At 60.1% G+C, this 25,975-nt stretch carries 25 protein-coding genes; 9 read left to right on the plus strand and 16 right to left on the minus strand.

The window, feature by feature from the left end; genetic code table 11:
* Nucleotides 1-52: 52 nt before the first annotated feature.
* From FW764_RS13345 to FW764_RS13380, 8 genes are all read right to left on the minus strand, one after another.
* Nucleotides 53-1,054 carry a diguanylate cyclase gene (locus tag FW764_RS13345; protein ID WP_446434324.1) on the minus strand — a complete coding sequence of 334 codons (1,002 nt, stop codon included), beginning with the start codon at nt 1,052-1,054 and terminating at the stop codon, nt 53-55.
* 51 nt (nt 1,055-1,105) lie between these two features.
* On the minus strand, nt 1,106-2,116 hold the full coding sequence (gene cheB / locus FW764_RS13350; protein WP_446434325.1) for a chemotaxis-specific protein-glutamate methyltransferase CheB: 1,011 nt from the start codon (nt 2,114-2,116) through the stop codon (nt 1,106-1,108).
* The gene (locus tag FW764_RS13355; protein ID WP_446434326.1) at nt 2,113-4,374 is read right to left on the minus strand and encodes a response regulator; all 2,262 of its coding nucleotides are present in this window, start codon (nt 4,372-4,374) and stop codon (nt 2,113-2,115) included. The genes cheB and FW764_RS13355 overlap by 4 nt, the downstream gene beginning before the upstream one ends.
* A complete protein-coding gene (locus FW764_RS13360) occupies nt 4,371-5,072 on the minus strand; it encodes a chemotaxis protein CheW (RefSeq protein WP_446434327.1) in 702 nt (233 codons plus the stop codon). Before FW764_RS13360 ends, FW764_RS13355 begins: the two co-directional genes overlap by 4 nt.
* A complete protein-coding gene (locus tag FW764_RS13365; RefSeq protein ID WP_446434328.1) occupies nt 5,069-6,334 on the minus strand; it encodes a CheR family methyltransferase in 1,266 nt (421 codons plus the stop codon). Before FW764_RS13365 ends, FW764_RS13360 begins: the two co-directional genes overlap by 4 nt.
* Nucleotides 6,331-6,843 (minus strand): chemotaxis protein CheW, encoded by a 513-nt coding sequence (locus FW764_RS13370; protein WP_446434329.1) that lies wholly within the window; start codon nt 6,841-6,843, stop codon nt 6,331-6,333. The genes FW764_RS13365 and FW764_RS13370 overlap by 4 nt, the downstream gene beginning before the upstream one ends.
* Nucleotides 6,843-8,465: a methyl-accepting chemotaxis protein gene (locus FW764_RS13375; RefSeq protein WP_446434330.1), complete on the minus strand. Its 1,623-nt coding sequence runs from the start codon at nt 8,463-8,465 to the stop codon at nt 6,843-6,845. Before FW764_RS13375 ends, FW764_RS13370 begins: the two co-directional genes overlap by 1 nt.
* Before the next feature lie 150 nt (nt 8,466-8,615).
* Complete coding sequence (locus FW764_RS13380; protein WP_446434331.1) at nt 8,616-9,326, minus strand: tellurite resistance TerB family protein; 711 nt, start codon at nt 9,324-9,326, stop codon at nt 8,616-8,618.
* Between the two features lie 303 nt (nt 9,327-9,629).
* Here FW764_RS13380 and FW764_RS13385 point away from each other — a divergent pair, with 303 nt between their 5' ends.
* On the plus strand, nt 9,630-11,255 hold the full coding sequence (locus FW764_RS13385; RefSeq protein ID WP_446434332.1) for a glucan biosynthesis protein D: 1,626 nt from the start codon (nt 9,630-9,632) through the stop codon (nt 11,253-11,255).
* A gap of 120 nt (nt 11,256-11,375) precedes the next feature.
* On the opposite strand, the gene FW764_RS13390 is transcribed toward FW764_RS13385, so the two are convergent.
* The 3 genes from FW764_RS13390 to FW764_RS13400 all read right to left on the minus strand — a co-directional run bounded on the left by FW764_RS13390 (nt 11,376) and on the right by FW764_RS13400 (nt 14,998).
* A complete protein-coding gene (locus tag FW764_RS13390; protein ID WP_446434333.1) occupies nt 11,376-11,561 on the minus strand; it encodes a hypothetical protein in 186 nt (61 codons plus the stop codon).
* A 302-nt stretch (nt 11,562-11,863) separates the two neighbouring features.
* Nucleotides 11,864-12,970 (minus strand): NADH:flavin oxidoreductase/NADH oxidase, encoded by a 1,107-nt coding sequence (locus FW764_RS13395; protein WP_446434334.1) that lies wholly within the window; start codon nt 12,968-12,970, stop codon nt 11,864-11,866.
* A 126-nt stretch (nt 12,971-13,096) separates the two neighbouring features.
* The gene (locus tag FW764_RS13400; RefSeq protein ID WP_446434335.1) at nt 13,097-14,998 is read right to left on the minus strand and encodes a potassium transporter Kup; all 1,902 of its coding nucleotides are present in this window, start codon (nt 14,996-14,998) and stop codon (nt 13,097-13,099) included.
* A 287-nt stretch (nt 14,999-15,285) separates the two neighbouring features.
* On the opposite strand from FW764_RS13400, the gene rimO reads away from it, so the two are divergent.
* From rimO to tsaA, 5 genes are all read left to right on the plus strand, one after another.
* Nucleotides 15,286-16,626 carry a 30S ribosomal protein S12 methylthiotransferase RimO gene (gene rimO, locus FW764_RS13405; protein ID WP_446434336.1) on the plus strand — a complete coding sequence of 447 codons (1,341 nt, stop codon included), beginning with the start codon at nt 15,286-15,288 and terminating at the stop codon, nt 16,624-16,626.
* 112 nt (nt 16,627-16,738) lie between these two features.
* The gene (locus FW764_RS13410; protein WP_446434337.1) at nt 16,739-17,209 is read left to right on the plus strand and encodes a GNAT family N-acetyltransferase; all 471 of its coding nucleotides are present in this window, start codon (nt 16,739-16,741) and stop codon (nt 17,207-17,209) included.
* 114 nt (nt 17,210-17,323) lie between these two features.
* The gene (locus tag FW764_RS13415; RefSeq protein WP_446434338.1) at nt 17,324-18,034 is read left to right on the plus strand and encodes an rRNA pseudouridine synthase; all 711 of its coding nucleotides are present in this window, start codon (nt 17,324-17,326) and stop codon (nt 18,032-18,034) included.
* Nucleotides 18,035-18,104: 70 nt separating this feature from the next.
* Nucleotides 18,105-18,566 (plus strand): DUF1456 family protein, encoded by a 462-nt coding sequence (locus tag FW764_RS13420; RefSeq protein ID WP_083359865.1) that lies wholly within the window; start codon nt 18,105-18,107, stop codon nt 18,564-18,566.
* Nucleotides 18,567-18,569: 3 nt separating this feature from the next.
* Nucleotides 18,570-19,265 (plus strand): tRNA (N6-threonylcarbamoyladenosine(37)-N6)-methyltransferase TrmO, encoded by a 696-nt coding sequence (gene tsaA / locus FW764_RS13425; protein ID WP_446434339.1) that lies wholly within the window; start codon nt 18,570-18,572, stop codon nt 19,263-19,265.
* A 63-nt stretch (nt 19,266-19,328) separates the two neighbouring features.
* Here the strand turns inward: tsaA and fpr are convergent, their stop codons facing one another.
* On the minus strand, nt 19,329-20,108 hold the full coding sequence (fpr, locus tag FW764_RS13430) for a ferredoxin-NADP reductase (protein ID WP_003189055.1): 780 nt from the start codon (nt 20,106-20,108) through the stop codon (nt 19,329-19,331).
* 125 nt (nt 20,109-20,233) lie between these two features.
* Here fpr and FW764_RS13435 point away from each other — a divergent pair, with 125 nt between their 5' ends.
* Nucleotides 20,234-21,160 (plus strand): LysR family transcriptional regulator, encoded by a 927-nt coding sequence (locus FW764_RS13435; protein ID WP_010212678.1) that lies wholly within the window; start codon nt 20,234-20,236, stop codon nt 21,158-21,160.
* 3 nt (nt 21,161-21,163) lie between these two features.
* On the opposite strand, the gene FW764_RS13440 is transcribed toward FW764_RS13435, so the two are convergent.
* The 3 genes from FW764_RS13440 to FW764_RS13450 form a co-directional block, all read right to left on the minus strand.
* A complete protein-coding gene (locus tag FW764_RS13440; protein WP_094949927.1) occupies nt 21,164-21,526 on the minus strand; it encodes a diacylglycerol kinase in 363 nt (120 codons plus the stop codon).
* A gap of 76 nt (nt 21,527-21,602) precedes the next feature.
* A complete protein-coding gene (gene erdR / locus FW764_RS13445) occupies nt 21,603-22,253 on the minus strand; it encodes a response regulator transcription factor ErdR (RefSeq protein WP_446434340.1) in 651 nt (216 codons plus the stop codon).
* A gap of 251 nt (nt 22,254-22,504) precedes the next feature.
* Entirely contained in the window at nt 22,505-23,224 is a 720-nt protein-coding gene (locus tag FW764_RS13450) for a tRNA-uridine aminocarboxypropyltransferase (protein ID WP_446434341.1), read from the minus strand.
* 199 nt (nt 23,225-23,423) lie between these two features.
* Between FW764_RS13450 and FW764_RS13455 the strand changes: the two genes are divergently transcribed.
* Nucleotides 23,424-23,864 (plus strand): PA3611 family quorum-sensing-regulated virulence factor, encoded by a 441-nt coding sequence (locus FW764_RS13455; RefSeq protein WP_094949925.1) that lies wholly within the window; start codon nt 23,424-23,426, stop codon nt 23,862-23,864.
* Between the two features lie 377 nt (nt 23,865-24,241).
* Nucleotides 24,242-25,354, plus strand: coding sequence for an LOG family protein (locus tag FW764_RS13460; protein ID WP_446434342.1), 1,113 nt, complete (start codon nt 24,242-24,244; stop codon nt 25,352-25,354).
* Between the two features lie 149 nt (nt 25,355-25,503).
* Here the strand turns inward: FW764_RS13460 and recX are convergent, their stop codons facing one another.
* Entirely contained in the window at nt 25,504-25,971 is a 468-nt protein-coding gene (gene recX, locus FW764_RS13465) for a recombination regulator RecX (RefSeq protein ID WP_446434343.1), read from the minus strand.
* Nucleotides 25,972-25,975 lie beyond the last annotated feature (4 nt).

The raw sequence follows: 25,975 nt of genomic DNA on the forward strand, positions 1-25,975 counted from the left end.
GATTTGTACACAATCCAAGACCCTCCCAGATTGAATTGGGCGCGACCTCAGGTCACTCAATACCCACCTGATTGCGCCCATTATGCTTGGCCGTGTACAACCCCTTGTCCGCCGCCATGATCAGCTGCCGACAATCCGAGCCCTGCACCGGCGTCAGGGTCGACAGGCCGATGCTGATGGTCAGGCTCGCGCCTTCTGCCGGGGCAATGTGCGGGATTTTCAGCGCCGCCACCGCCATGCGCAGCTTTTCCGCTACCAGCCGTGCACCGCCCGGCGAGGTATTGGGCAACACCAGCGCAAACTCTTCACCGCCGTAACGCGCCGGTAAATCCGAAGGACGACTGCTCGCTTCGCGGATGCTTGCAGCGACTTTACGCAGCGCTTCGTCGCCCTCGACATGGCCAAAACTGTCGTTGTAGGTCTTGAAGAAGTCCACATCGATCATCAGCAACGACAGCTGGGTCTGGTCACGCATGGCGCGGCGCCATTCCAGTTCCAGGTATTCGTCGAAGTGGCGGCGGTTGGACAACCCGGTAAGGCCGTCGGAGTTCATCAACCGCTGCAGCACCAGGTTGGTGTCGAGCAGTTGCTGCTGGCTGACCCGCAATGCACGATACGCTGCATCCCGCTGTAACAGGGTCATGTAAGAGCGAGAGTGATAGCGAATGCGCGCTACCAGCTCGATGTTGTCCGGCAGCTTGACCAGGTAATCATTGGCCCCGGCCGAAAACGCCGCGCTCTTGATCAAGGGCTCTTCCTTGGTCGAAAGCACGATGATCGGAATATTCGCCGTAGCCGGATGATTGCGGTATTCGCGCACCAGCGTCAGGCCGTCGAGCCCCGGCATGACCAAGTCTTGCAGGATCACCGTCGGTTTGATGCGAATCGCTTGGGCAATGGCCTGATGTGGGTCGGCGCAGAAATGGAAGTCGATATTTTCTTCATGGGCCAAGCCACGCCTTACGGCTTCGCCGATCATGGCCTGGTCGTCGACCAGCAACACCATGGCAGCATTTTCGTCGGTCTTGATGTCGTCGATCTGTAAATCATTCATGTGAGGTCACCTGAATTACTGCCTGCAAGCCGGTACCGCGAGAGGTTTTGATCATTTTGCAAACACCTCCAGCAATCGGGGCGCAATCCTGTCCAGTGGGCGAATTTCAACAGCAGCATCAATCGCCGCCGCCGCTTTGGGCATGCCATATACCGCCGAGCTCTGCTGATCCTGGGCGATGGTCAAGTATCCTTGTTCACGCAGCAATTTGAGCCCCTGGGCACCGTCGCGCCCCATGCCGGTCAGCAATACGCCGACAGCGTCGCCGTTCCAATGGCTGGCGACGCTTTCAAAAAATACATCGATAGACGGTCGGTAGATCTCGTTCACAGGCTCCGCGGTATAGGCTAGCGTGCCATTTTTCAACAGACGAATATGGTGGTTGGTGCCGGCCAGCAGTACCACGCCACTTTGTGGCGGCTCGCCCTCGCGCGCCAGGCGTACCGATAGGCCGGACGCACTGCTCAGCCATTCGGCCATGCCGGCGGCGAACACCTGGTCCACATGCTGCACCAATACGATGGCCGCAGGAAAATCCCGTGGCAAACCCTTAAGCAGGATTTCCAGGGCGGCCGGGCCGCCTGCCGACGAGCCAATCACCACCAGGCTCTGGCGCTTGCCCGTGGCACGCGGGGCCGCGGTCTCGGTACGTACCCGACTGCCACGCTGGCCGACCAGCCAGCCAATATTAAGGATTTTGCGCAGCAACGGCGCCGCCGCGTCCTTGGCGTTGCCAACCCCCAGCGCCGGTGTATCGACGACGTCCAGGGCGCCATGCCCCATGGCTTCGAACACGCGACTGACATTGGCCTGACGGTCTACGGTGACGATCACAATCGGGCACGGCGTCTCGGCCATGATCCGCCGAGTGGCCTCCACGCCGTCCATCACCGGCATGATCAGGTCCATCAGGATCAGGTCCGGGGTCAGTTCGGCGCAGCGCTGCACAGCTTCCAGGCCATTGTTAGCCACCCACACCACTTGATGAGCAGGTTCCAGATTCAAGGCGCGGCGCAACGCCTCGACCGCCAGCGGCATGTCATTGACGATCGCAATCCTCATGCCCGCGCGCCCCCAATCAGTTCCACCACAGCGTCCAACAACGCGTCGTCATGGAAACTGGCTTTAGCTAAATAGTAGTCGGCGCCGGCGTCCAGTCCGCGACGCCGGTCTTCTTCGCGATCCTTGTACGACACCACCATCACCGGCAACGATTGCAGGCGACTATCACGACGCAAGAGTGTGACCAATTCAATACCGTCCATGCGAGGCATATCTATGTCAGTGATAAGCAGGTCGAAGTCTTCGGAGCGCAAGGCGTTCCAGCCATCCATGCCATCGACCGCGACAGCCACTTCGTAACCACGGTTAAGCAACAATTTACGTTGTAGCTCACGCACGGTGAGCGAGTCATCCACCACCAGCACGCGTTTACGCGGCGCTTCGGTGGCCAGCTGGCTGCGCGGGGCGATGCGCTCCAGGCGGCCGGTATTGAGCAGCTTGTCGACCGAGCGCAGCATGTCTTCAACATCGACGATCAGCACCACCGAGCCGTCATCCAGCAACGCACCGGCGGAAATATCCTGGACCTTGCCCAGGCGATCATCCAGCGGCAACACCACCAAAGTGCGCTCGCCGATAAAGCGTTCCACCGCGATACCGTAGATCGCATCACGCTCGCGAATCACCACGACTTTCAGCGTATCGTCGTTGCTCTGCCCCGCCGGGCGCTGCAACAACTGGCTGGCCGCGACCAAGCCGACGTGGCGACCTTCGTGCCAGAAATGCTGGCGGCCTTCCAGTTGCACAATGTCATCGGGGGCCAGGTCGCACATGCGCTCGATGTGCGCCAGCGGGAACGCGTACGCTTCTTCGCCAACGTCCACCACCAGGCTGCGCACCACCGACAGGGTCAACGGCACCTCGAGGTGAAAGCGGCTGCCCTGCCCCGCCGTCTGCTCCAACACTACGGCACCGCGCAACTGGCGGACCATATGCTGCACTGCGTCTAGACCGACACCGCGCCCGGACACCTCGGTGACTTTGTCGCGCAGGCTGAAACCCGGTAGGAACAGGAACGTCAGCAGCTCCTCCTCGCTCAAGCGCAGGGCGGTTTCCAGCGGTGATAGGTGCCGGTCGACGATGGTGCCGCGCAAGCGTTCCAAGTCGACGCCATTGCCGTCGTCGCTTAATTCCAGCACCAGCAAACCCGCCTGGTGCGAGGCGCGCAGGCGGATCAGGCCTTCTGCGGGCTTACCGACCAGCAGGCGCTGCTCGGGCATTTCAATACCATGATCGACGGCGTTACGTAATAAATGTGTGAGCGGCGCTTCGAGCTTTTCCAGCACGTCGCGGTCGACCTGGGTCTTTTCGCCTTCGATCTCCAGGCGCACCTGCTTGCCCAGGCTGCGACCGAGGTCGCGGACCATGCGCACCTGGCCGGCCAACACATCGGCGAATGGCCGCATGCGGCAGGCCAACGCGGTGTCGTACAGCACTTGCGCGCGCTGCCCGGCCTGCCAGCCGAACTCATCCAGCTCAGCGGTTTTTTCCGCCAGCAGCGCCTGGGCTTCGCTCAACAAGCGGCGCGTGTCGGCCAGGGCCTCCTGAGCCTCGAGGTTCAAATCCAGGGCCTTGAGGTGGCCGTCCAGAGCATCCAAGGCGCGGGCACTGTTGCTTTGAATGCGCTTGAGGCGGTGCATGCTCACCAAGTAAGGCTTGAGCCGCTGGGTTTCCACCAAGGATTTACTCGACAAGTCGAGCAGGCTGTTCAAGCGCTCGGCGGTCACCCGCAGCACGCGCTCGCCGCCTTCGGTCATGCGTTTGTTCTGGCCCGCTGGTGAAGGGGTGACCGGTGGCTCGGGCGGCAGCTCTTCGATGATGGGCGCCGGTGTCGGTGCAGGCGGTGGCGCGATTTTAGCCGTCGGCTGCGATGGATCGAGCAGGCGCTCCATCAATGCCACATAGGCTTGGATATCCGTCGGGCCGACGTCGTTGCCCGGCGTGGCGATGCGCATCAGCAGGTCAGTGCCTTGCAACAAGGCGTCGATATGTTCGGGTTGCAGGTACAGGCGGCTTTCCTGTGCGCTGACCAGGCAATCCTCCATGACGTGGGCCACGCTGACGCCGGCGTCGACCCCGACAATCCGCGCCGCGCCCTTGAGCGAGTGCGCGGCGCGCATGCAGGCTTCCAACTGGTCGGCCTGGGTCGGGTTGCGTTCCAGGGCCAGCAAACCGGCGCTGAGCACCTGAGTCTGCGCATCGGCTTCCAGGCTGAATAGTTCCAGCAGCGAGGCGTCGCGCATCTGGTCGGGGGTCATGTGAGGCTCCGGGTCACGGCGGACAACAATTGCGCCTCGTCCAGCCAACGCAGGCTGCGGCCTTTCCACTGCAGCACACCTTGGGTGAAGCGCGCACTCGCTTGGGTGCCGGAGGCCGATGCAGCCATCAAGGTGCGCTCATCGATGGCGTGAATGCCGTCAACTTCATCGACCGGCACCACCACCGGGCCGTCCTGCGCGGCAATGATCAACATGCGTGGCATGACGCGTCCCCCGCTGGCGCCGTTGCTGGTGGCGTCCAACCCGAGCAACTCGACCAGCGACAGACACGCCACCAGCGCGCCCCGCACGTTGGCCACACCGAGCAGTGCCCGCGAGCGTTGGTGCGGCAGCGAGTGAATCGGTTGCAATGGCGCCACTTCCACCAAGCAGCGGGTGGCGATGCCCAACCACTCCTCGCCAAGACGGAACATCAACAGCGAGCGGGTGACCACATCGCTGCCGACCTCAGTGGCCGCCTGCGGACGCCGGTCGTCCTGCTGCAAGGCATAGCGGTCGAGCAAACGTGTGGCGGCGGCGGAATACACCGAGCAGTTGCGACAGTGGATATGGTCCGCCAGCAAAGGGCAGGACTTATCACCATGAATGCCGATGCGGTTCCAGCAGTCGTCAATGGCTTGGGTGTCGGCCAGGGTCAGGTCCAGGCCTGCGGTGTCGAGCGCATCAAGGCTACTCATCGTTTGGACTCACTGTCAGCTCGCTCGCTACGCGCGGCCCGCGCTTGCAACCGGCGCGCCCCCGCACTATCACCCTGGGATTCGAGCAACGCGGCCAGGTGCATCAAGGCCTGCGGGTGCTGCGGTTCCAGGTACAAGGCTTTTCGATAATAACCCTGGGCCTCCAGGGCGCTGCCGGCTACATCGCTGAGCAGCCCCAGCCAGTAAAACACTTGGGCGGCTGGCGGATGGTGACTTAAATATTGTTCACAGACGGCGCGCGCCTCGGCACTTTTGCCTTCATTGGCCAGCGTGGCGATACGGCTGAGCAAGTCGCCCGCGTCGGTCTGCGGCGCCTTGATCGGCACCACGTGGGCACTGACCGTACTGAACGGGCGCGGCTTGGGCGGAATGGGCGCCGCACTGCGCTGTAGTGCGGGTGCGGGCGCAGGTATCGGTACAAAGATCGGTTCAGGCTTGACCGGCTCGACGTGCCGGCTGAAGGCGAAGGACTGCGGCACGCCAATCGAACGCATGCCATGGCGCCCCAACAGGCTACCTTCAGCCGGGCCGATAAACAGCACGCCGTCTTCATGGGTCAAGGCCTTGAGCACATCAAAGACTTGCTTTTGGGTCGGCTGGTCAAAGTAGATCAGCAAGTTGCGGCAGAACACGAAGTCGTAGGCCAGCTCATTGGCCAGCAGGCCCGGGTCGAGCAGGTTGCCGACTTGCAAACGCACTTGTTCACGCACCCGGTCGGCGATGCGATAACCCTCCGGCTCTTCAGTGAAGTGCCGCTCACGAAAATCGATATCGCCGCCGCGAAACGAATTCTTGCCATACACGCCGCGTCGGGCACGCTCCACCGACAGCGGGCTGACATCCAGACCAAGCACCTTGAATTGATGCGGCGCCAACCCGGCATCGAGCAAGGCCATGGCGATCGAATAGGGCTCTTCGCCGGTGGAACACGGCAGGCTGAGGATACGCAATGCACGCATCTGCTTGATCTCGACCAGGCGTGCCTTGGCCAGACGGGCCAGGGTCGCGAAGGATTCTGGGTAACGGAAAAACCAGGTCTCGGGGACGATCACCGCTTCGATCAACGCTTGCTGCTCATCCAGCGAACTTTGCAAGTGCTGCCAGTACGCCTGCGGCGTCTGCGCCTGCGTGACCTGGCTGCGCTGGCGCACCGCGCGCTCGATAATCGCCTCGCCCACCGAGGCAACGTCCAGACCAATGCGCTCCTTGAGGAAGGCAAAAAAGCGCGGGTCGTTACTCATACGCTCAGCTCGGTGGAAAACAGCAAGGCACGCACGGGCTCGGTGAGCAACTCGTTGACACCAATCCACTGCATCAACCCCAACGCATCTTCACGCACCCGCCCCAGGTAGGGCGCCTCGCGGTTGTCCAGCCCGTACGGCTGGAACTCGTCGACGCCGCAGCGCAGCGTGTCGGTGGCTTGTTCCAGGATCAGCCCCAGCCAGCGCGCTTGAACCCAAGGTTGCGGCTGGTAGTTGACCAACACCAGCCGTGTACTGGTACGCGCCTGGGCCGGTGTGCCGAAGGTCAGCGCACACAGGTCGATCACCGGCACCAGCGCGCCACGGTGGGCAAAAATCCCCGCCACCCAATCCGGCGCGTGGGCGATGGGTTTGAGCGGCAGTCGCGCCAGTACCTCGGCGACTTCGGTCGCCTTGAGGGCAAAGCGTTCGCCGCCGATGTAAAACACCAGAAACAACGCCTTTTGCGCTGCCGGAACGGCGCCGCGTGTAGCCGCAAAGTCGCTCATCAGACTTTAAAACGCGACACGCCGCTGCGCAGACCGACCGCAACCTGGCTCAGTTCATCAATGGCAAAGCTGGCCTGGCGCAGGGATTCCACGGTCTGGCTACTGGCATCACCCAGTTGCACCAACGCGTGGTTAATCTGCTCGGCGCCGGTGGCCTGTGCCTGCATACCTTCGTTGACCATTAACACCCTCGGCGCCAGAGCCTGGACCTGATGGATGATCTGCGACAACTGCTCGCCCACTTGCTGCACTTCGAACATGCCGCGGCGCACTTCTTCGGAGAACTTGTCCATGCCCATCACGCCTGCCGACACCGCCGACTGGATCTCGCGCACCATCTGCTCGATGTCGTAGGTCGCTACGGCCGTCTGGTCCGCCAGGCGGCGCACTTCGGTGGCGACCACGGCAAAACCTCGCCCGTATTCACCGGCCTTCTCGGCTTCAATCGCAGCATTGAGCGACAACAGGTTGGTCTGGTCGGCGACCTTGACGATGGTCACCACCACTTGGTTGATGTTGCCGGCCTTCTCGTTGAGGATCGCCAGCTTGGCGTTAACCAGGTCAGCGGCGCCCATCACCGAGTGCATGGTTTCTTCCATACGCGCCAAGCCTTGCTGACCGGAACCGGCGGCGACCGATGCCTGGTCAGCGGCGGTGGAAACTTCGGTCATGGTACGAACCAAATCCTTGGAAGTGGCCGCGATCTCGCGGGACGTCGCGCCGATCTCGGTGGTGGTGGCGGCGGTTTCGGTGGCAGTGGCCTGTTGCTGCTTGGAAGTAGCGGCGATCTCGGTGACCGAGGTCGTCACCTGTACCGACGAACGCTGGGCTTGGGACACCAACGCGGTCAGCTCGGTCATCATGTCGTTGAAGCCGGTTTCAACGACACCGAATTCGTCCTTGCGCTCCAGGTTCAGGCGTTTGCTCAAGTCCCCCGTGCGCATGGTGTCAAGGATCTCGACGATGCGACTCATCGGCGCCATGATCGCACGCATCAGCAACAGACCGCAGAGGCCAGCGGCAAGAATGGCCAGGATCAGCGAAACACCCATGCTGATCTTGGCGGCCGAGACGGCGTCGTCGATGGCGGCGGTGGCGTTATCGGCGACCTGCTTGTTCTCACTAATAATGTCATTGAGCTTCATGCGGCCTTCGGTCCAGGCGGGCGTCAATTGCTCATCGAACAGCTTTTGCGCCTCGACAGCGTTGTTAGCCTGATGGGCCTCCAGGACCTGAGCAAGCATCTTGTTGTAGGTCTGATGGAGTTTCTCGAAGGCGTCGAACTCGGCGCGATCCTGACCAATTTTGATAGTGCCCGCGTAGCTGGCCATATGCTGTTCAAGGCGTGCTTCGAAGGCCTTGTAGTCCTGCTTGTCGGCCTCTGAGATGCTCTGATTTTTGTGCGTGCCGACCAATTCCTGGGTTTGCAGGTAGCTGTCGACCCAGGCGCTGCGAATCATCGAGCTGAAAAACAGCCCAGGCACGGCGTCGTCCCGAACGGACGTTTCGCTGACTTCGATCTTCAGCAGACGTGAATACGAGACCACGACCATCAGCAGCATGATCGCGATAATTACCGCAAAGCTCGCCAAAATTCTTTGGCGCAAGGTCCAGTTCTTCACAGTAATTCCTCGAAGGGGCATTCAAATGGAGGGGAGTATAGCTGAGCAGATGCCCTCCTTTATCAATGCGGTTTGATGTAACGATCACAGAAAGCAAAAACACCCCGAACCAGGTTAACGGCCGGGGTGCTGGAGGTCCACGGTGCGTGTTCAGAGTGTGGCTTGGCGCACCTGCTTTTCCAACTCGACCTTCAGACTTGGTTCAAGCTTCAACTGGCGCGCCAATTCGTCCAGATAGGCCTTTTCCATGAAGTTTTCCTCGTCCACCAGCATCACGCTGGCGACGTACATCTCGGCGGCCATTTCCGGCGTGACGGCTGCGCGCGCCACATCGGCGGGGTCCAGGGGTTTATTCAACTCGGCGTGCAGCCAGTTTTGCAGCTCGCGGTCATTATCCAGCTTGGTAAACTCGCCTTCGATCAGCGCGCGTTCGCGCTCGTCCACATGCCCGTCAGCCTTGGCGGCCGCGACCAGCGCTTTAAGAATGCCCTGGCTGTGCTGCTCGACCTGGGCCGATGGCAAGCGGTCGATGGTTTGCGGCTCGCCCTGGGGTGCATTGGCCTGTTGCGCCTGCCAATTGCCGTAGGCCTTGTAGGCAATTACACCCAATGCTGCCAAGCCACCGTAGGTCAGGGCCTTGCCGCCAAACTTGCGCGCTTTTTTATTGCCCAGCAACAGCCCCATGGCGCCCGCCGCCAAGGCTCCGCCGCCCGCGCCGCCAAGCAAACTGCCCAGCCCGCCACCGCCGAGCAGCCCATCGAGGGCGCCTTTATCATTCGGTTTGCGCGGGTCGCCGGCCTTTTTCTGCAACATATCCTGGCCAGACTTGAGTAACTGATCGAGCAATCCACGGGTATTCATACATAGCCTCCAGACACTGGGTTCGTAGGACCAATAGGCCCTCAGCGTAAAACTAAGTGCCAAAAACCCCAGATCTAGAGTGCTTCGAGTTGTAACGTCGCCAGCCAATACCGGAAACCTCTTGTTTCATATGCAACGCCATCACCCCGCCCTCAACCAATTTTCCTTCCTCATCGAACCGCTTAAGCTATCCGGCGTCTGTTTAAAGTCCGTTGCGTTTGGCCGAAGGCATGTCCGAACCGTTATTTCTGATCCGCTACGTGCCAGGAACGGCGCGGGATTTGCTCACGACAGGTTGTCTCTATGCACCGCAGGAATTTGCTCAAAGCGTCCATGGCCATTGCGGCTTACACCGGTTTATCCGCCACTGGCCTGCTGGCCGCACAGGCCTGGGCAGGTAACCGTGCCGCCGATGGCAAGGCCGTGGCGTTTGATTTTGAAGCGCTCAAGGCCCAAGCCAAACAGCTCGCCGGGACCGCGTATAAAGACACCAAACAGATGCTGCCGCCGACCTTGGCGACCCTGACGCCGCAGAATTTCAATGCCATCGGCTACGACGGTAACCATTCGCTGTGGAAGGAATTGAACGGCCAGCTCGACGTGCAGTTCTTCCACGTCGGCATGGGGTTCAAGACGCCGGTGCGCATGCACAGCGTCGACCCCAAGACCCGCGAAGCACGCGAGGTGCATTTCCGCCCTTCGCTGTTCAACTATGAAAAGACCACGGTCGACACCCAGCAACTGACCGGCGACTTGGGGTTCTCCGGTTTCAAGCTGTTCAAGGCACCGGAACTGGATCGCCATGATGTGCTGTCCTTCCTCGGCGCCAGCTACTTCCGCGCGGTGGACTCCACCGGCCAGTACGGCCTTTCCGCACGCGGCCTGGCGATTGATACCTACGCGAAAAAACGCGAAGAGTTCCCTGACTTCACGCAGTTCTGGTTCGAAACCCCAGCGAAGGACGCCACGCGCTTTGTGGTCTATGCCCTGCTCGACTCCCCGAGTGCCACCGGTGCCTATCGCTTCGACATTGATTGCCAGGCCAACCAAGTGGTGATGGCCATCGACGCGAACATCAACGCGCGCACCGCCATCGAGCAACTGGGCATCGCGCCGATGACTAGCATGTTCAGTTGCGGCACCGTTGAGCGCCGTATGTGCGACACGATCCACCCGCAAATCCACGACTCGGATCGCCTGGCGATGTGGCGCGGCAACGGCGAGTGGATCTGCCGCCCGCTGAACAACCCGGCCAAGCTGCAGTTCAACGCGTTCACCGACACGGACCCGAAAGGCTTCGGCCTGGTGCAGACCGACCATGAGTTCGCCAGCTACCAGGACACCGTGGACTGGTACAGCAAGCGCCCAAGCCTATGGGTGGAACCGACGACGGCGTGGGGCGAAGGCTCGATCGACTTGCTGGAAATCCCCACCACTGGCGAAACCCTGGACAACATCGTGGCCTTCTGGACCCCGAAAAAACCTGTAGCCGCCGGCGATTCACTCAACTACGGCTACAAGCTGTACTGGAGCGCGCTACCACCGGTGAGCACACCACTGGCGCAAGTCGACGCTACCCGTTCCGGCATGGGCGGCTTTACCGAAGGTTGGGCACCGGGCGAGCACTACCCCGAAGTGTGGGCGCGTCGCTTTGCCGTGGACTTCAAGGGCGGGGGGCTGGATCGCCTGCCGGCCGGCACCGGAATCGAGCCCGTGGTGACCTGTTCCCACGGTGAAGTGAAAGACTTCAGCGTGCTGGTGCTCGACAACATCAAGGGCTATCGCATTCTGTTCGATTGGTACCCAACCAGCGACAGCGTGGAGCCGGTGGAATTGCGGCTGTTTATCCGCACCCAGGACCGTACCTTGAGTGAAACCTGGCTGTACCAGTACTTCCCGCCAGCGCCGGACCAACGCAAGTACACCTGACACCGAGGTGCACAATGTGGGAGGGGGCTTGCTCCCGAATGCTGAGTATCAGTCGCTGTATCTATTGGCTGACCCATCGCATTCGGGAGCAAGCCCCCTTTCACATTATTCAGCGGTGGCTCAGAACCGCGAGACGCTTTTCATCGCCCCAATCAAGTACAGCATCGCCACCTGATCGTTCTCGGTCAGCGCGCGGTACTGCTCCAGCAATTGCACCTCATCCGAGCTCAACCTTCTGCCACGCAAAGACACCTTGCGGGTCAGAAACCTCACCACCGCACCCGCAACACCATAGGACTTGGCCATGGACTGCTTCTCCTGATATCGATCTATGACTCCTGGCGCCCATTACCTGCCTCCCGTGACGCGCAAGGCGTTTGCGGACTGAACCGACTGACTCCCTGGGCCAGAAATCAGACTTACCCTAAGCGTAGAAACAATCTGCTCCCGTGTGGGATTTTTTTAGAGTATTAACTTAAATAAATCGCTTAGGTAACAAAGACCTACAGCGTCTTCCCACACTGTCGCCGACAGAGGTAAATGCCGCAAAAACAACCGCGAAAAAAACCCACCGGGTCAGGGCAGGTTTTGATGGGCCAAGTGTGGGATCAATCCCTCAGATCAGATTCATGGATCGGCTGATCGCGGTGGGTCGCCCGTTGATACTGCGCCGGCCAGATCGCCTGGCGCCCGCCCAAGTCATCATCGGCATGCAGCGGCCAGTACGGGTCACGCAACAGTTCACGGGCCAAGAAGATGATATCGGCCTGACAAGTACGCAAGATGTGCTCGGCCTGGGCTGGCTCGGTAATCATGCCGACCGTACCGGTGGCAATGCCCGACTCCTTGCGCACACGTTCGGCAAAGCGCGTCTGGTAACCGGGGCCGGTGGGAATTTCGGCGTTGGCGGCGGTGCCACCGGAGGATACGTCGATCAAGTCCACGCCACGGTCTTTCAGGCGTCGCGCCAGTTCCACGGTTTCATCCGGGTTCCAGCCGTCTTCCACCCAATCGGTGGCCGATACCCGCACGAACAGCGGCAGCTCCTCGGGCCAGACTTCGCGCACCGCCTTGGTCACTTCCAGCACCAGGCGGATGCGATTTTCAAACGAACCACCGTATTGGTCCTGACGCTGGTTGCTGATCGGCGACAGGAATTGGTGCAGTAGATAACCGTGCGCAGCATGGATTTCCACCACTTCAAAACCGGCGGTCAGCGCGCGTTTGGCGGCAGCGACAAAGTCGGCGATCACGTGCTGGATTTGCGCCTCGTCCAATGGCGTGGGCTGCGTGTGATTGGGGTCGAAGGCAATCGGCGATGGCCCCACCGGCACCCAGCCGCCATCTTCCGGCTTAACGCTGCCGTGCTTGCCGATCCACGGCCGATGGGTGCTGGCCTTGCGCCCGGCATGCGCCAACTGAATACCTGCCACCGCGCCCTGGGCGGCAATGAAACGCGTGATGCGTTGCAGCGGTTCGATTTGTGCGTCGTTCCACAGGCCCAGGTCCTGGGCGGTGATACGACCATCAGCGGTCACGGCGGTGGCTTCAGTGAAAATCAGCCCGGCGCCGCCCACGGCACGGCTGCCAAGGTGTACCAAGTGCCAGTCATTGGCCAGGCCATCGTCGGATGAGTACTGGCACATCGGCGAGACGGCAATCCGGTTGAGCAGGGTCAATTGACGGAGGGTGTAGGGTTCGAGCAGCTGACTCATGGCGCACCTCTTCTGGGTCCTGTGGGCACTATTCAAACAGTGCTTAGAGCCTAGTCGACAACAGTGGATTGCACAGGGTTCAGACGGAAAGCGGGAGCCGATTGCCGGCTCCCGTGTTGCAGTGACTTACATTTCGACCTGGGTGCCCAGCTCGATCACCCGGTTTACCGGGAGCTTGAAGAAGCGCAGGTTGCCGTTGGCATTCTTCAACATGAAGGCAAACAAGCTTTCACGCCAACGGGCCATGCCCTTGATGCGCGAGGCGATCACCGTTTCGCGGCTGAGGAAGTAGGTGGTACGCATCGGGCTGAAATCCAGGTCTTCCAGATGGCACAGCTTCAGCGCCTCGGGCACGTCAGGCTCGTCGGTAAAGCCGAAATGCAGGATCACCCGGAAGAAGCCTTCCCCATAGGCGTCCACCTCAAAGCGCCGTGAGGCGGGCACGCGCGGAATATCTTCGTAGACCACCGTCAGCATCACCACCTGTTCATGCAACACCTGGTTATGCAACAAGTTGTGCAACAACGCGTGGGGCACGGCGTCCGGGCGCGCGGTGAGGAACACGGCGGTACCCTGCACACGATGCGGCGGCTGCACGCGGATACTGCTGATAAAGATCGGCAAGGGCAGCCCGCCTTCGTCGAGGCGGTCCATTAACAGCTCTTTGCCGCGTTTCCAGGTGGTCATCAGCACAAACAGCACAATCCCTGCTAACACTGGGAAGGCACCGCCCTGCAAGATTTTCGGCACGTTGGCGGCGAAGAACAGGCCATCGACCAACAAGAAGCCGATCAACACCGGAATCGCCAGCACCGGTGGCCATTTCCACAGCAACAACATCACCGCCGACACCAGGATGCTGGTGATCAGCATGGTGCCGGTCACTGCCACGCCGTAGGCCGAGGCCAAGGCGTTCGAAGATTCGAAGCCCAGCACGAGCAGGATCACGCCGACCATCAGCGACCAGTTCACCGCACCGATGTAAATCTGGCCTTGCTCGGCACTCGAGGTGTGCTGGATGTGCATGCGCGGGATGTAACCCAATTGGATCGCCTGGCGGGTCAAGGAGAACGCGCCGGAAATCACCGCCTGGGAGGCAATGACGGTGGCCAGGGTCGACAGTGCCACCAGCGGGATCAACGCCCACTCCGGCGCCAACAAATAGAACGGGTTACGCGCCGCTTCGGGGTTTTCCAGCAGCAAAGCGCCCTGACCGAAATAATTGAGCACCAGTGCCGGCAGCACCAGAGCGAACCAGGCGCGGGCGATCGGCTTGCGGCCGAAGTGCCCCATGTCGGCGTACAGCGCTTCGGCCCCCGTCAAGGCCAGCACCACGGCGCCGAGGATTGCCACGCCTATGCCCGGATGGGACACAAAGAAACGCCAGCCCCACGCCGGGTTCAGCGCATTGAGCACCTCAGGGTGTTGCACAATCCCGTGTACACCGAGGCCACCGAGCACCAGAAACCACACCACCATCACCGGCCCGAACAGCTTGCCGATGCGGTCGGTGCCGTGTTTCTGAATCAGGAACAGGCCCACCAGCACCACCAACGACAGTGGCACCACCCAGCGCTCAAGGCCATCAAAGGCGAGCTCCAGACCTTCGACCGCCGACAATACCGAGATCGCCGGGGTGATCATGCTATCGCCGTAAAACAACGCCGCACCGATCAGGCCGAGGATCACCAGCACCGAACGTAACTTGGGGTACGGCGCCGCCGCCCGCCGCGCCAATGCCGTCAGGGCCATGATGCCGCCTTCGCCCTGGTTGTCCGCGCGCAAAATAAACAGCACGTATTTGATCGACACAACCCACACCAGCGACCAGAAAATCAGCGCCAGAATGCCGAAAACGCCGTCATGGTTAACCTGAACCCCATAACCGCCGGTGAACACTTCTTTAAGGGTATAGAGCGGGCTGGTACCGATATCGCCGTAAACCACCCCGACCGCCGCCACCAGCATGCCAATCGGCTTTGCATTGGAGTGCTCGGCACCTGCTGCCTGACTATTTGCCTGACCCATCAACCACTCCTGCCCTTTGACCTGAGGTCTTTTATAAACAACGCGTCTAAGCTGACCGTAGCATGCGCTGTTTTACTTCTCGTAACAGACGTTTTATTGACCCAAGGGTTTTACCCATGGCAACGGCGCGAAGCATAGCGCAGCACTCGTCGCATTTCCCTGCATAAAGCTGGTCAAGTGCGTTGCCCATCGCTAGAATTGCGCACTTTTTGATCAGAGGCGCGTTAAGTGCCCGTCCGCCGCCCTGCCCTTCATGGCGGCGGCGTCATTCAATACCGAGGTTAGACATGTCCACCACCATCGCAAAAGCCAACCCCAAGGTCGGCTTTGTATCCCTGGGTTGCCCGAAGGCTCTGGTCGACTCCGAGCGCATCCTCACGCAACTGCGTATGGAAGGCTATGACGTCGTGTCCACGTACCAGGACGCCGACGTGGTGGTGGTCAACACCTGTGGCTTCATCGACTCGGCCAAGGCTGAGTCGCTGGAAGTGATCGGCGAAGCCATCAAGGAAAACGGCAAAGTCATCGTCACCGGCTGCATGGGCGTGGAAGAAGGCGCTATCCGTAATGTGCACCCGAGCGTGCTGGCCGTGACCGGCCCGCAGCAATACGAGCAAGTGGTTAATGCCGTGCACGACGTAGTGCCGCCGCGTCAGGACCACAACCCGCTGATCGACTTGGTGCCGCCGCAAGGCATCAAGCTGACGCCGCGCCACTACGCGTACTTGAAGATATCCGAAGGCTGCAACCACAGTTGCAGCTTCTGCATCATCCCGTCGATGCGCGGCAAGCTGGTCAGCCGCCCGGTCGGTGACGTACTCGACGAAGCCCAGCGCCTGGTCAAATCCGGCGTGAAAGAGCTGTTGGTGATCTCCCAAGACACCAGCGCCTATGGTGTTGACGTTAAATACCGCACCGGTTTCTGGAATGGCGCGCCGGTGAAAACCCGCATGACCGAGCTCTGCGAAGCCCTAAGCAGCCTGGGCGTATGGGTACGCCTGCACTACGTTTACCCGTACCCGCACGTGGACGAGCTGATCCCGTTGATGGCCGCCGGCAAGATCCTGCCGTACCTGGACATCCCGTTCCAGCACGCCAGCCCGAAAATCCTCAAGGCGATGAAACGCCCAGCCTTTGAAGACAAGACCCTGGCGCGCATCAAGAACTGGCGCGAGATCTGCCCGGAGCTGATCATCCGCTCGACCTTCATCGTCGGCTTCCCCGGCGAAACCGAAGAAGACTTCCAGTACCTGCTGGACTGGCTGACCGAAGCGCAGCTGGACCGCGTCGGCTGTTTCCAGTACTCACCGGTGGAAGGCGCTCCGGCCAACCTGCTGGACGCTGCCATCGTACCGGACGACGTCAAGCAAGACCGTTGGGAGCGCTTCATGGCGCACCAGCAGGCGATCAGCTCGGCGCGCCTGCAACTGCGCATCGGCAAGGAAATCGAAGTGCTGATCGACGAAGTCGACGAGCAAGGCGCAGTTGGCCGTTGCTTCTTCGATGCGCCGGAGATCGACGGTAACGTGTTTATCGACGATGCCAGCGGTTTGAAGCCGGGCGACAAAGTCTGGTGCACGGTGACTGACGCGGACGAATACGACCTGTGGGCGCAAAAGCGCGACTGATCGTCACTGACGTGTAAAAAAATGAAAAAGCCCCGCCTCTGGACAAGATGCGGGGCTATTTTAGGTCTATCGTTTGCCCATTGGCGCCAATCATCGGCAAGGGGCAGCGGGCATGCGTCAGCGTTCAGTTATCCACACACCTAAAATCAGCGACTACGCGCAGTTGGCGCAGATCTGGGAAGACTCGGTGCGAGCCACCCACGATTTCTTGCCGGACAGCTACATCGTCCTGCTTAAGGACCTGGTACTGAAACGTTACTTGGACTCGGTGATGCTGATCTGCACCAAAGACGCTCGCCAACGTATTACCGGGTTTGCCGGGGTGGCAGCGGGCAAGATCGAAATGCTGTTTATCGACCCGCAGTACCGTGGCCAGGGCCTGGGCCGACAGCTGCTGCGTTATGCGATCGAGCACATGAATGCCGATGAGTTGGACGTCAACGAACAGAACCCCCAGGCCGTGGGCTTTTACTTCAAACAGGGTTTCGAAGTGATCGGACGTGCGGAACATGATGGTCTGGGCCAGCCGTACCCGTTGCTGCACATGCGTCTGCGTCAGCAGCAACATCTACGCAGTGGCTGACCCCACACATTTTGAAGCCTGTATTGACCAATAAAGCACCGTGCTGAAATGGGGCCGGGATTAACCGCGCCCACACAGGTACAATAGCCGCCCCCTTTTGCTACGGCCCTTGTCATGACTGACCCCATACGCCTCTCCAAACGCCTTATCGAACTGGTCGGTTGCTCCCGTCGGGAGGCCGAGTTGTTTATCGAAGGCGGCTGGGTCTCGGTGGACGGCGAAGTGATCGACGAGCCGCAGTTCAAGATCACCACCCAAAAGGTCGAGCTGGACCCAGAGGCGCAAGCCACTGCGCCGGAGCCGGTGACCATTCTGCTGCACGCGCCGGTGGGTGTGGATGCCGAAACGGCCATGGCCTCGATCAGCGCCGAAACCTTGTCGGAAGAACACCGTTTCAGCAAACGCCCGCTTAAAGGCCACTTCCTGCGCCTGACCGCCAGTGCCGACCTGCAAGCCAAGGCCAGCGGCCTGCTGGTGTTCACTCAAGACTGGAAGATTCTGCGCAAGTTGACCGCCGATGCCGCCAAGATCGAGCAGGAATACGTGGTGGAGGTTGAAGGCGACATGGTTGCCCACGGCCTCAACCGCCTGAACCACGGCCTGACCTACAAAGGCAAAGAGCTGCCGGCCGTGAAAGCCAGCTGGCAGAACGAAAACCGCCTGCGCTTTGCGATGAAGAACCCGCAACCGGGCGTGATCGCCCTGTTCTGCGAAGCCGTTGGCTTAAAAGTCATCGCCATCCGCCGCATCCGCATTGGCGGTGTGTCCATCGGCAAAGTGCCGGTGGGCCAATGGCGTTACCTGTCCGGCAAAGAGAAGTTCTAAGCCGCCCCTCCTTTTCTCGGCACCGACACATGTGCGCGGTGCCCTCAGTTGAATACCAGGATTACCCATCATGATTCACAACGACGTACTGCGCAGCGTGCGCTACATGCTCGACATCAGCGACAACAAGATGGTCGAGATCATCAAGCTCGGCGGTATGGACGTGACCAAGGAAGACCTGCTGACTTACCTCAAGAAAGACGAGGAAGAAGGCTTTGTGTTCTGCCCGGATGACGTCATGGCCCACTTCCTCGATGGCCTGGTGATCTTCAAGCGCGGCAAGGACGAAAGCCGTGCGCCGCAGCCGATCGAAACCCCGGTGACCAACAACATCATCCTCAAGAAGCTGCGCGTGGCCTTCGAACTGAAAGAAGACGACATGCACGCGATCCTCAAGGCTGCCGAGTTCCCGGTATCCAAGCCTGAGCTGAGCGCACTGTTCCGCAAGTTCGGTCACACCAACTACCGTACGTGCGGCGACCAGTTGCTGCGTAATTTCCTCAAGGGCCTGACCCTGCGGGTTCGTGCGTAAGCCATGAGTTACAACGTCTCGCCCGTCGGTTTCGTGCGCTCCTGCTTCAAGGAGAAGTTCGCCATCCCACGCCAACCGCAACTGGCACCGGCCGCCCGTGGCGTGCTGGAGCTGGTGGCGCCGTTCGACAGCGGTGAGGCGGTGCAGGGCCTGGAGCAGGTCAGCCATGTCTGGTTGCTGTTTCTGTTCCATCAAGCCCTGGAAGACAAGCCGCGCCTGAAAGTACGCCCGCCGCGCCTGGGCGGCAACACGTCCATGGGCGTGTTCGCCACTCGCGCCACCCATCGGCCCAATGGCATTGGCCAGTCCGTGGTGAAACTGGACAAGGTCGAGCCGGGCCGGCTGTGGATTTCGGGGATAGATTTGCTTGATGGCACGCCAGTGCTGGATATCAAGCCGTATGTACCGTACGCCGACATTATCGACGGTGCCACCAACCGTGTCGCCAGCAGTGCGCCGCAGCTGATTCCCGTGCAGTGGCTGAAGACTGCCCTGCAACAGGCACAGGGCCATGCGCAGCGCCTTGACGAGCCATTGGTGGCCTTAATCGAACAGTGTCTGGCGCAGGATCCACGGCCGGCGTATCAAACGCCGGGGCCGGAGCGCGAATATGGCGCGCAGTTCTGGGATGTGGATGTGCGGTGGCACTATCCCGAGGTTGGGGTGATTTGTGTGCTGGAAGTCATTGCGGCCAAGTAAACGCCGAAAACAAATGTGGGAGCTGCCACACAAGCCTGCTCCCACATTCATTTGGATCAGCGTTTATTTCTCGACGAACGCACGCTCGATCAAGTAATCACCCGGCTCACGCATACGTGGCGAAACTTTCAGACCGAAGCTGTTCAGCACTTCGCTGGTCTCGTCCAACATGCTTGGGCTGCCACAGAGCATGGCGCGGTCATCTTCGGGGTTGATTGGCGGCAGGCCGATGTCACTGAACAGCTTGCCGCTGCGCATCAGGTCGGTCAGACGGCCTTCGTTTTCGAATGGCTCACGGGTCACGGTCGGATAGTAGATCAACTTGTCACGCAGGGCCTCGCCGAAGAACTCGTTCTGCGGCAGGTGCTCGGTGATGAATTCGCGGTAAGCGACTTCGTTGACGTAACGCACGCCGTGGCACAGGATCACTTTTTCGAAACGCTCGTAGGTTTCCGGGTCTTGGATCACGCTCATAAATGGCGCGAGGCCCGTACCGGTGCTGAGCAGGTACAGGTGTTTGCCCGGCTTCAAATCGTCAAGCACCAGGGTGCCTGTCGGTTTTTTGCTGATGATGATCTCGTCGCCTTCCTTCAAGTGCTGCAATTGGGAAGTCAGCGGGCCATCAGGCACCTTGATGCTGAAGAACTCCAGATGCTCTTCCCAGTTCGGGCTGGCAATGGAGTAAGCGCGCATGAGCGGGCGGCCATTAGGCTGTTGCAGGCCGATCATCACGAACTGACCGTTCTCGAAGCGCAAGCCCGGGTCGCGGGTGCACTTGAAGCTGAACAGAGTGTCGTTCCAGTGATGAACACTGAGGACACGCTCGTGGTTCATGTTGCTCATGTACGGGGGACTCCTGGAAATGGGTCTGCGCCAAAATGTTGGATGCGCAATTGCACAGCATTCTAATGGCGGCGACAATATCTGTTAACTGGATTATTAAGATAAGGGTTATCGGTTATATCGATATGCGATTTACTCTCCGTCAACTGCAAGTCTTCGTCGCCGTCGCCCAGCAGGAAAGCGTCTCACGCGCTGCTGGCCTTCTGGCCTTATCGCAATCCGCCGCCAGCACCTCGATTACCGAGCTGGAGCGTCAATCCAGCTGCCAATTATTCGACCGCGCGGGCAAACGCCTGAGCCTCAATGCCCTCGGCCATCAGTTGTTGCCCCAGGCCGTGGCGCTGCTGGACCAGGCCAAGGAGATCGAAGACCTGCTCAACGGCAAGTCCGGCTTCGGCTCGCTGGCGGTCGGCGCCACCCTGACCATCGGCAATTACCTGGCCACGCTGCTGATCGGCAGCTTCATGCAGCAGCACCCCGAAAGCCAGGTGAAGCTGCACGTGCAGAACACTGCACATATCGTGCACCAGGTGGCGCACTACGAAATTGACCTGGGTCTAATCGAAGGCGACTGCAGCCACCCGGACATCGAGGTACAAACCTGGGTCGAAGATGAGCTGGTAGTTTTTTGCGCACCGCAGCATCACTTGGCCAAACGCGGCGTGGCGAGCATGGATGAGTTGACCCACGAAGCGTGGATACTGCGCGAACAAGGCTCCGGCACGCGGCTGACCTTTGACCAAGCCATGCGTCATCACCGCAGCGCGCTGAATATCCGCCTGGAGCTGGAACACACCGAGGCGATCAAGCGTGCGGTGGAGTCAGGGTTGGGGATTGGCTGTATTTCCCGGTTGGCACTGCGCGATGCGTTTCGCCGTGGCAGCTTGGTACCGGTGGAAACCCCGGACTTGGACCTGGCGCGCCAGTTCTACTTCATCTGGCATAAACAGAAGTACCAAACGTCGGCGATGCGCGAGTTTCTAGAGCTGTGCCGCGCCTTCACCGCCGGGGTTCAGCGCAGCGACGAGATCGTGCTGCCGAGCATTGCCTGAGCCTCAGATCAGAATCACGGCCCACACCAGGGTAATCATGGTCAGCGCGACGAATTGCGCGGCGCTGCCCATGTCCTTGGCGTTTTTCGACAGCGGGTGCAGGTCGAGAGAGATCCGGTCGATGGCGGCTTCCACCGCTGAATTGAGCAACTCGACGATCAACGCCAGCAAGCACACGGCGATCAACAAGGCGCGCTCGACGCGGCTGACGTGCAGGAAAAAGCTCAGCGGGATCAGGATCACGTTGAGCAATACCAACTGACGGAATGCTGCCTCGCCAGTGAAAGCCGCACGCAGGCCATCCAGGGAATAACCACCTGCGTTGAAGATACGTTTGATACCGGTTTGACCCTTGAAAGGCGACATAGATGTAGGCAACTGAACCAAAGGAGTGGGGGAAACTAGATCACGCAAAGTCAAAAAAGCGTGAATCAGTAACAACTTAATGCTGCGAAATTGACTCAAGTTGTTGCAAGAGCAACGCTGCCTGAGTGCGCGTGCGTACGCCCAGCTTGCGGAAAATCGCCGTAACGTGGGCCTTGATGGTCGCTTCAGACACGCTTAGCTCGTAGGCAATCTGCTTGTTCAACAACCCTTCGCAGACCATGGTCAGTACTCGAAACTGCTGGGGTGTCAGGCTGGCAAGGCCATCCCGGGCAGCCTTGGCTTCGTCGGACACGTTGATTTCTTCGAACGCTTGCGGCGGCCAGGACACGTCACCGTCCAACACCATACGCACGGCTTTCTGGATATCTTCTATACCGCTGGACTTGGGAATAAAGCCGCTGGCGCCAAACTCCTTGGAGCGCACCACCACGTCAGCGTCTTCCTGGGCCGAGACCATCACCACCGGAATCTGCGGGTATTGCCCGCGCAACAGTACCAGCCCCGAGAAACCGTAGGCGCCGGGCATGTTGAGGTCGAGCAACACCAGGTCCCAGTCGGATTTTTCGGTGAGACGGGCTTCCAGCTCAGCAATGCTGGCCACTTCGACCAGGCGCACGTCCGGCCCAAGGCCCAGGGTTACGGCCTGATGCAGCGCACTGCGAAACAGTGGGTGGTCATCAGCTATCAGGATTTCGTATGTGGCCATTGATTAAATGATCCTGTTTTTATGGCAGCCCTGATGGGTTCAGGGTTCGCCAGTACACAAGGCAACGGCCAGGCAGCCATCACCACAGGGCATGCTCAACGTCAAAAACACCTGCAACGACGCTGAAAATTCACGCTTACGCCCCAATCGGCGCCCAGCATGCCCAGCGTAGCCTAGAGGGTCAAGCACTACGCCCGCGGGCATTCTAGCGGGCCGCGGGTTTACGGTGCCATCATGCAAACGTCGTGTGGTTATAGCACCGGGATATAGGGTGTAAGGCGAGTATGGACGATGTCCGTCGGGTCCAGCGGTAGTTGGAACTTGGCTGCCAAGTAATGGGTGCTGAAGACGTCGAGGTAGGCGTCCAGCACTTCACTGGCGGCTTGGTCGTTGGCCAGCTCCAGGCACAACGCCGCGACTTCGGCGGTGCAGAAATGGTCATCACGTTTGGAGCGGCGCAGCTTGTAGCGCGACAGCTGTTCGGGCGCCAGGCTGAGCACCGGCAAGTGTTCCAGGTAGGGGCTTTTGCGGAACATCTTGCGTGCCTCGCTCCAGGTGCCGTCCAGCAGGATAAACAGTGGGCGCTTGCCAGCCTGCACCGTGACTTCGCCGACGACCCGCTCAGGCGCGACGAATTCGCCGGGGAACACGATATAGGGCTGCCATTGCGGGTCGGCCAGCAAGGTCAACAGTTCGGGGTCGACCTCGGTGCGCGACCAAGCGAACGCGGTGGTGTCTTCGATCACATCGGCGATCAGCCAGCCGGTATTGCTGGGTTTCATCGGCTCAACGTCGTGCATCAGCAGACACATGGCCGAGCGAGCTTCTACCTTCGGCCGCCAGGCACACAGGCAATACTCGGGAATTACCCGACAGCCGGGGCAGCGTTGGGCGCGCGAACCACGGTTGAGAAAAGGCCGCACGGCCCGCGCCAGGCGCTGAGTACGCAAACGGGAGACGGCATGGCTCATCGGGTACAACCCATGAAAGGGGAAATCGACACTGAGGGAACTCGAGGCAGGCTTTAAGTGGCCGCAGTTTACCAGAGCCATCCGCACTTCTGAGCGATACGCCTGGCTGTAGTGGCAAGGGCTCACCTATAATTGCGCGCCACTGAACGCACAGCGCAGTGGCTGGTCTATGCACCAGTAACCGAATCAGGAGAGTTTCATGCTGCGTTCCATGCTGCGCGTTGTCGCCCCATCCGTCGCCCTTGCGTTGGTGTTGCCTATGGGCGCCCACGCGGCCTCGCTGCTGGAGGCCCAAATGAACCGCAAGCTGCAAAGCGTCGCGGCTGAAAGCAACAAGGACCTGCCCCGGGAAATCGACGAAAAAACTCTGGAAGTGGCCTACACCGTTGAAGGCATGCAACTGATCGATCACCTCAGTGTGCAACCTGACCGCGCTGAACAGATGCGCGCCAACCCCAAGGCCGTGTATTTCCAGCTGGGTCAGAGCGTGTGCCTGAACAAGGGTTACCGCGAGTTGATGGCCAAGGGCGCGGTGATGCGCTACGAAATCACCGAGAACAAGACCAACCGCCCAGTGGCGTCGGTCAAGTTTGTAGAAGCGGATTGCCCGGCACCTGCGGCAGCCAAGAAGAAAAAGTAATAGACGCCCCACCGTCGCGCGCTGCTGTCCTGTGGCGCGCACGTCCCTCGCTGCCTATGCCAGACAACAGCTAAACTCCCTGATGTGTCGCCAATAACCGGTTGCCAGTCAAGGGTTTTTCGGCTCATGATCACGTTATCCCGGCAGCCCTTCCATCGCGTTTTTCACGCCGCTCTGTAACATTTTCAGGGCAAAAGAAGGTTGCCCTCCTGCGATTTGCAGTGCAAAGGTTTCCAAATCACAAGGAACATACAGAGCCCGCCTTGCCACTCGGCGAACACCCTGCAAGCTTGTGGCATGCAGCGACACATGCAGTGTCGTGGCCGCGGACGACTATCTCGCCGATGGCCCAGGTTCTGTGAAGAAGGAGAAGTTGAATGCCTTACGAATCGAATGACCACCTGCTCCGTCATTTTGAAGAACACGGGACCGACCTCACACAGCAGGTCGATGCGCAACTCCAGCTGATCGCTCCCCAAAGCCCGAATATCCCCCTATATCGTGACATGATCCTCACCGTTCTGCGCATGGCCCAAGACGACCGCAATCGCTGGAACGCCAAAATAACCTTGCAGGCAATCCGCGAACTGGATAACGCGTTCCGCGTATTGGAACAGTTCAAGGACCGCCGCAAGGTGACGGTATTTGGCTCAGCGCGAACGCCGGTCGAAAGCCCGCTGTACGCCTTGGCCCGCGATGTCGGCGCCAAGTTGGCGCAATCAGAGCTGATGGTGATCACCGGCGGTGGCGGCGGCATCATGGCAGCAGCCCACGAGGGCGCCGGCCTGGAACACAGCCTGGGGTTCAACATCACCCTGCCGTTCGAACAGCACGCCAACCCCACCATCGACGGCACCGAAAACCTACTGTCCTTCCACTTCTTCTTCACCCGCAAGCTGTTCTTCGTCAAAGAAGCCGATGCATTGGTGCTGTGCCCAGGCGGTTTTGGCACACTGGATGAAGCGCTGGAAGTCCTCACCTTGATCCAGACCGGCAAAAGCCCGCTGGTGCCGGTGGTACTGCTGGATGCTCCGGGCGGCGGGTTCTGGCAAGGCGCACTGGACTTTATCCGCAGCCAGCTGGAAGCCAATCGCTACATCCTGCCCACCGACCTCAAGCTGGTCCGCCTGGTGTACAGCGCTGAAGAGGCGGTGGACGAGATCAATCAGTTCTACGCCAATTTTCACTCCACGCGCTGGTTGAAGCGCGAGTTTGTGGTGCGCATGAATCACCCGCTCAGCGAGCGTGCCCTCGCCCACTTGCAGAGCGAGTTTGCCAGCCTGCGCCTGAGCGGGGAGTTCCAACAGCAGGCGTATACGGGTGAAGAACATGATGAGCCGAGGTTCGGCCATTTGACGCGGTTGGTGTTCAATTTCAATGGGCGTGATCAGGGCCGTCTTCGCGAATTGGTGGATTACATCAACTTACCGGAGAACTGGGCACAGGCTCAGGGGAAGGCACAGCAGCGAGTGACGCCTGAGCCGGCGTGACGTTTTGAAAGCAAAAAAAAAGGCCCACTATTTTCATAGTGGGCCTTTTTTGTGGTGCCTCTGGTGACCTTGCAATGAAGCGAATGGGGCTGCTGCTCGGCCCAGCGGGAGCAAACTCCCTCGCCACAAAAGCTCGCCTATCGTCCTGGTCAATCGTCCATGTCTCGGCCACTCAGTAGTCGGCTGATCATCTCCATCGAGAACCCGCGATAACTTAGGAAACGACCTTGCTTCGCACGCTCCCTGACATCAATCGGCAGATGGCCGGCAAACTTGCGGCGCCAGGTATCTTCGAGCTGCGACTGCCAACTGATACCGCACTCACGCAGGGCAAGATCTATATCGGCGCGTTGCAGACCGCGCTGGCTAAGCTCTTCGCGAATTCGCGCGGGGCCATAGCCGGAGCGCGCTCGGTAGGAGACAAAACTTTCGAGATAACGGGCTTCCGATAGCAGCCCTTCTTCCGTTAAGCGGTCGAGGGCAGTTTCGATCATCTCAGGCTCTGCGCCGCGCTGACGCAGTTTACGCGTCAGCTCGACTCGACCGTGCTCGCGCCGAGCGAGCAGGTCCATTGCAGTACGCCGAACGGCGACGAGTGTATCCAGTACAACAGTCATCGTT

This window comes from Pseudomonas sp. 1152_12 (assembly GCF_052850675.1).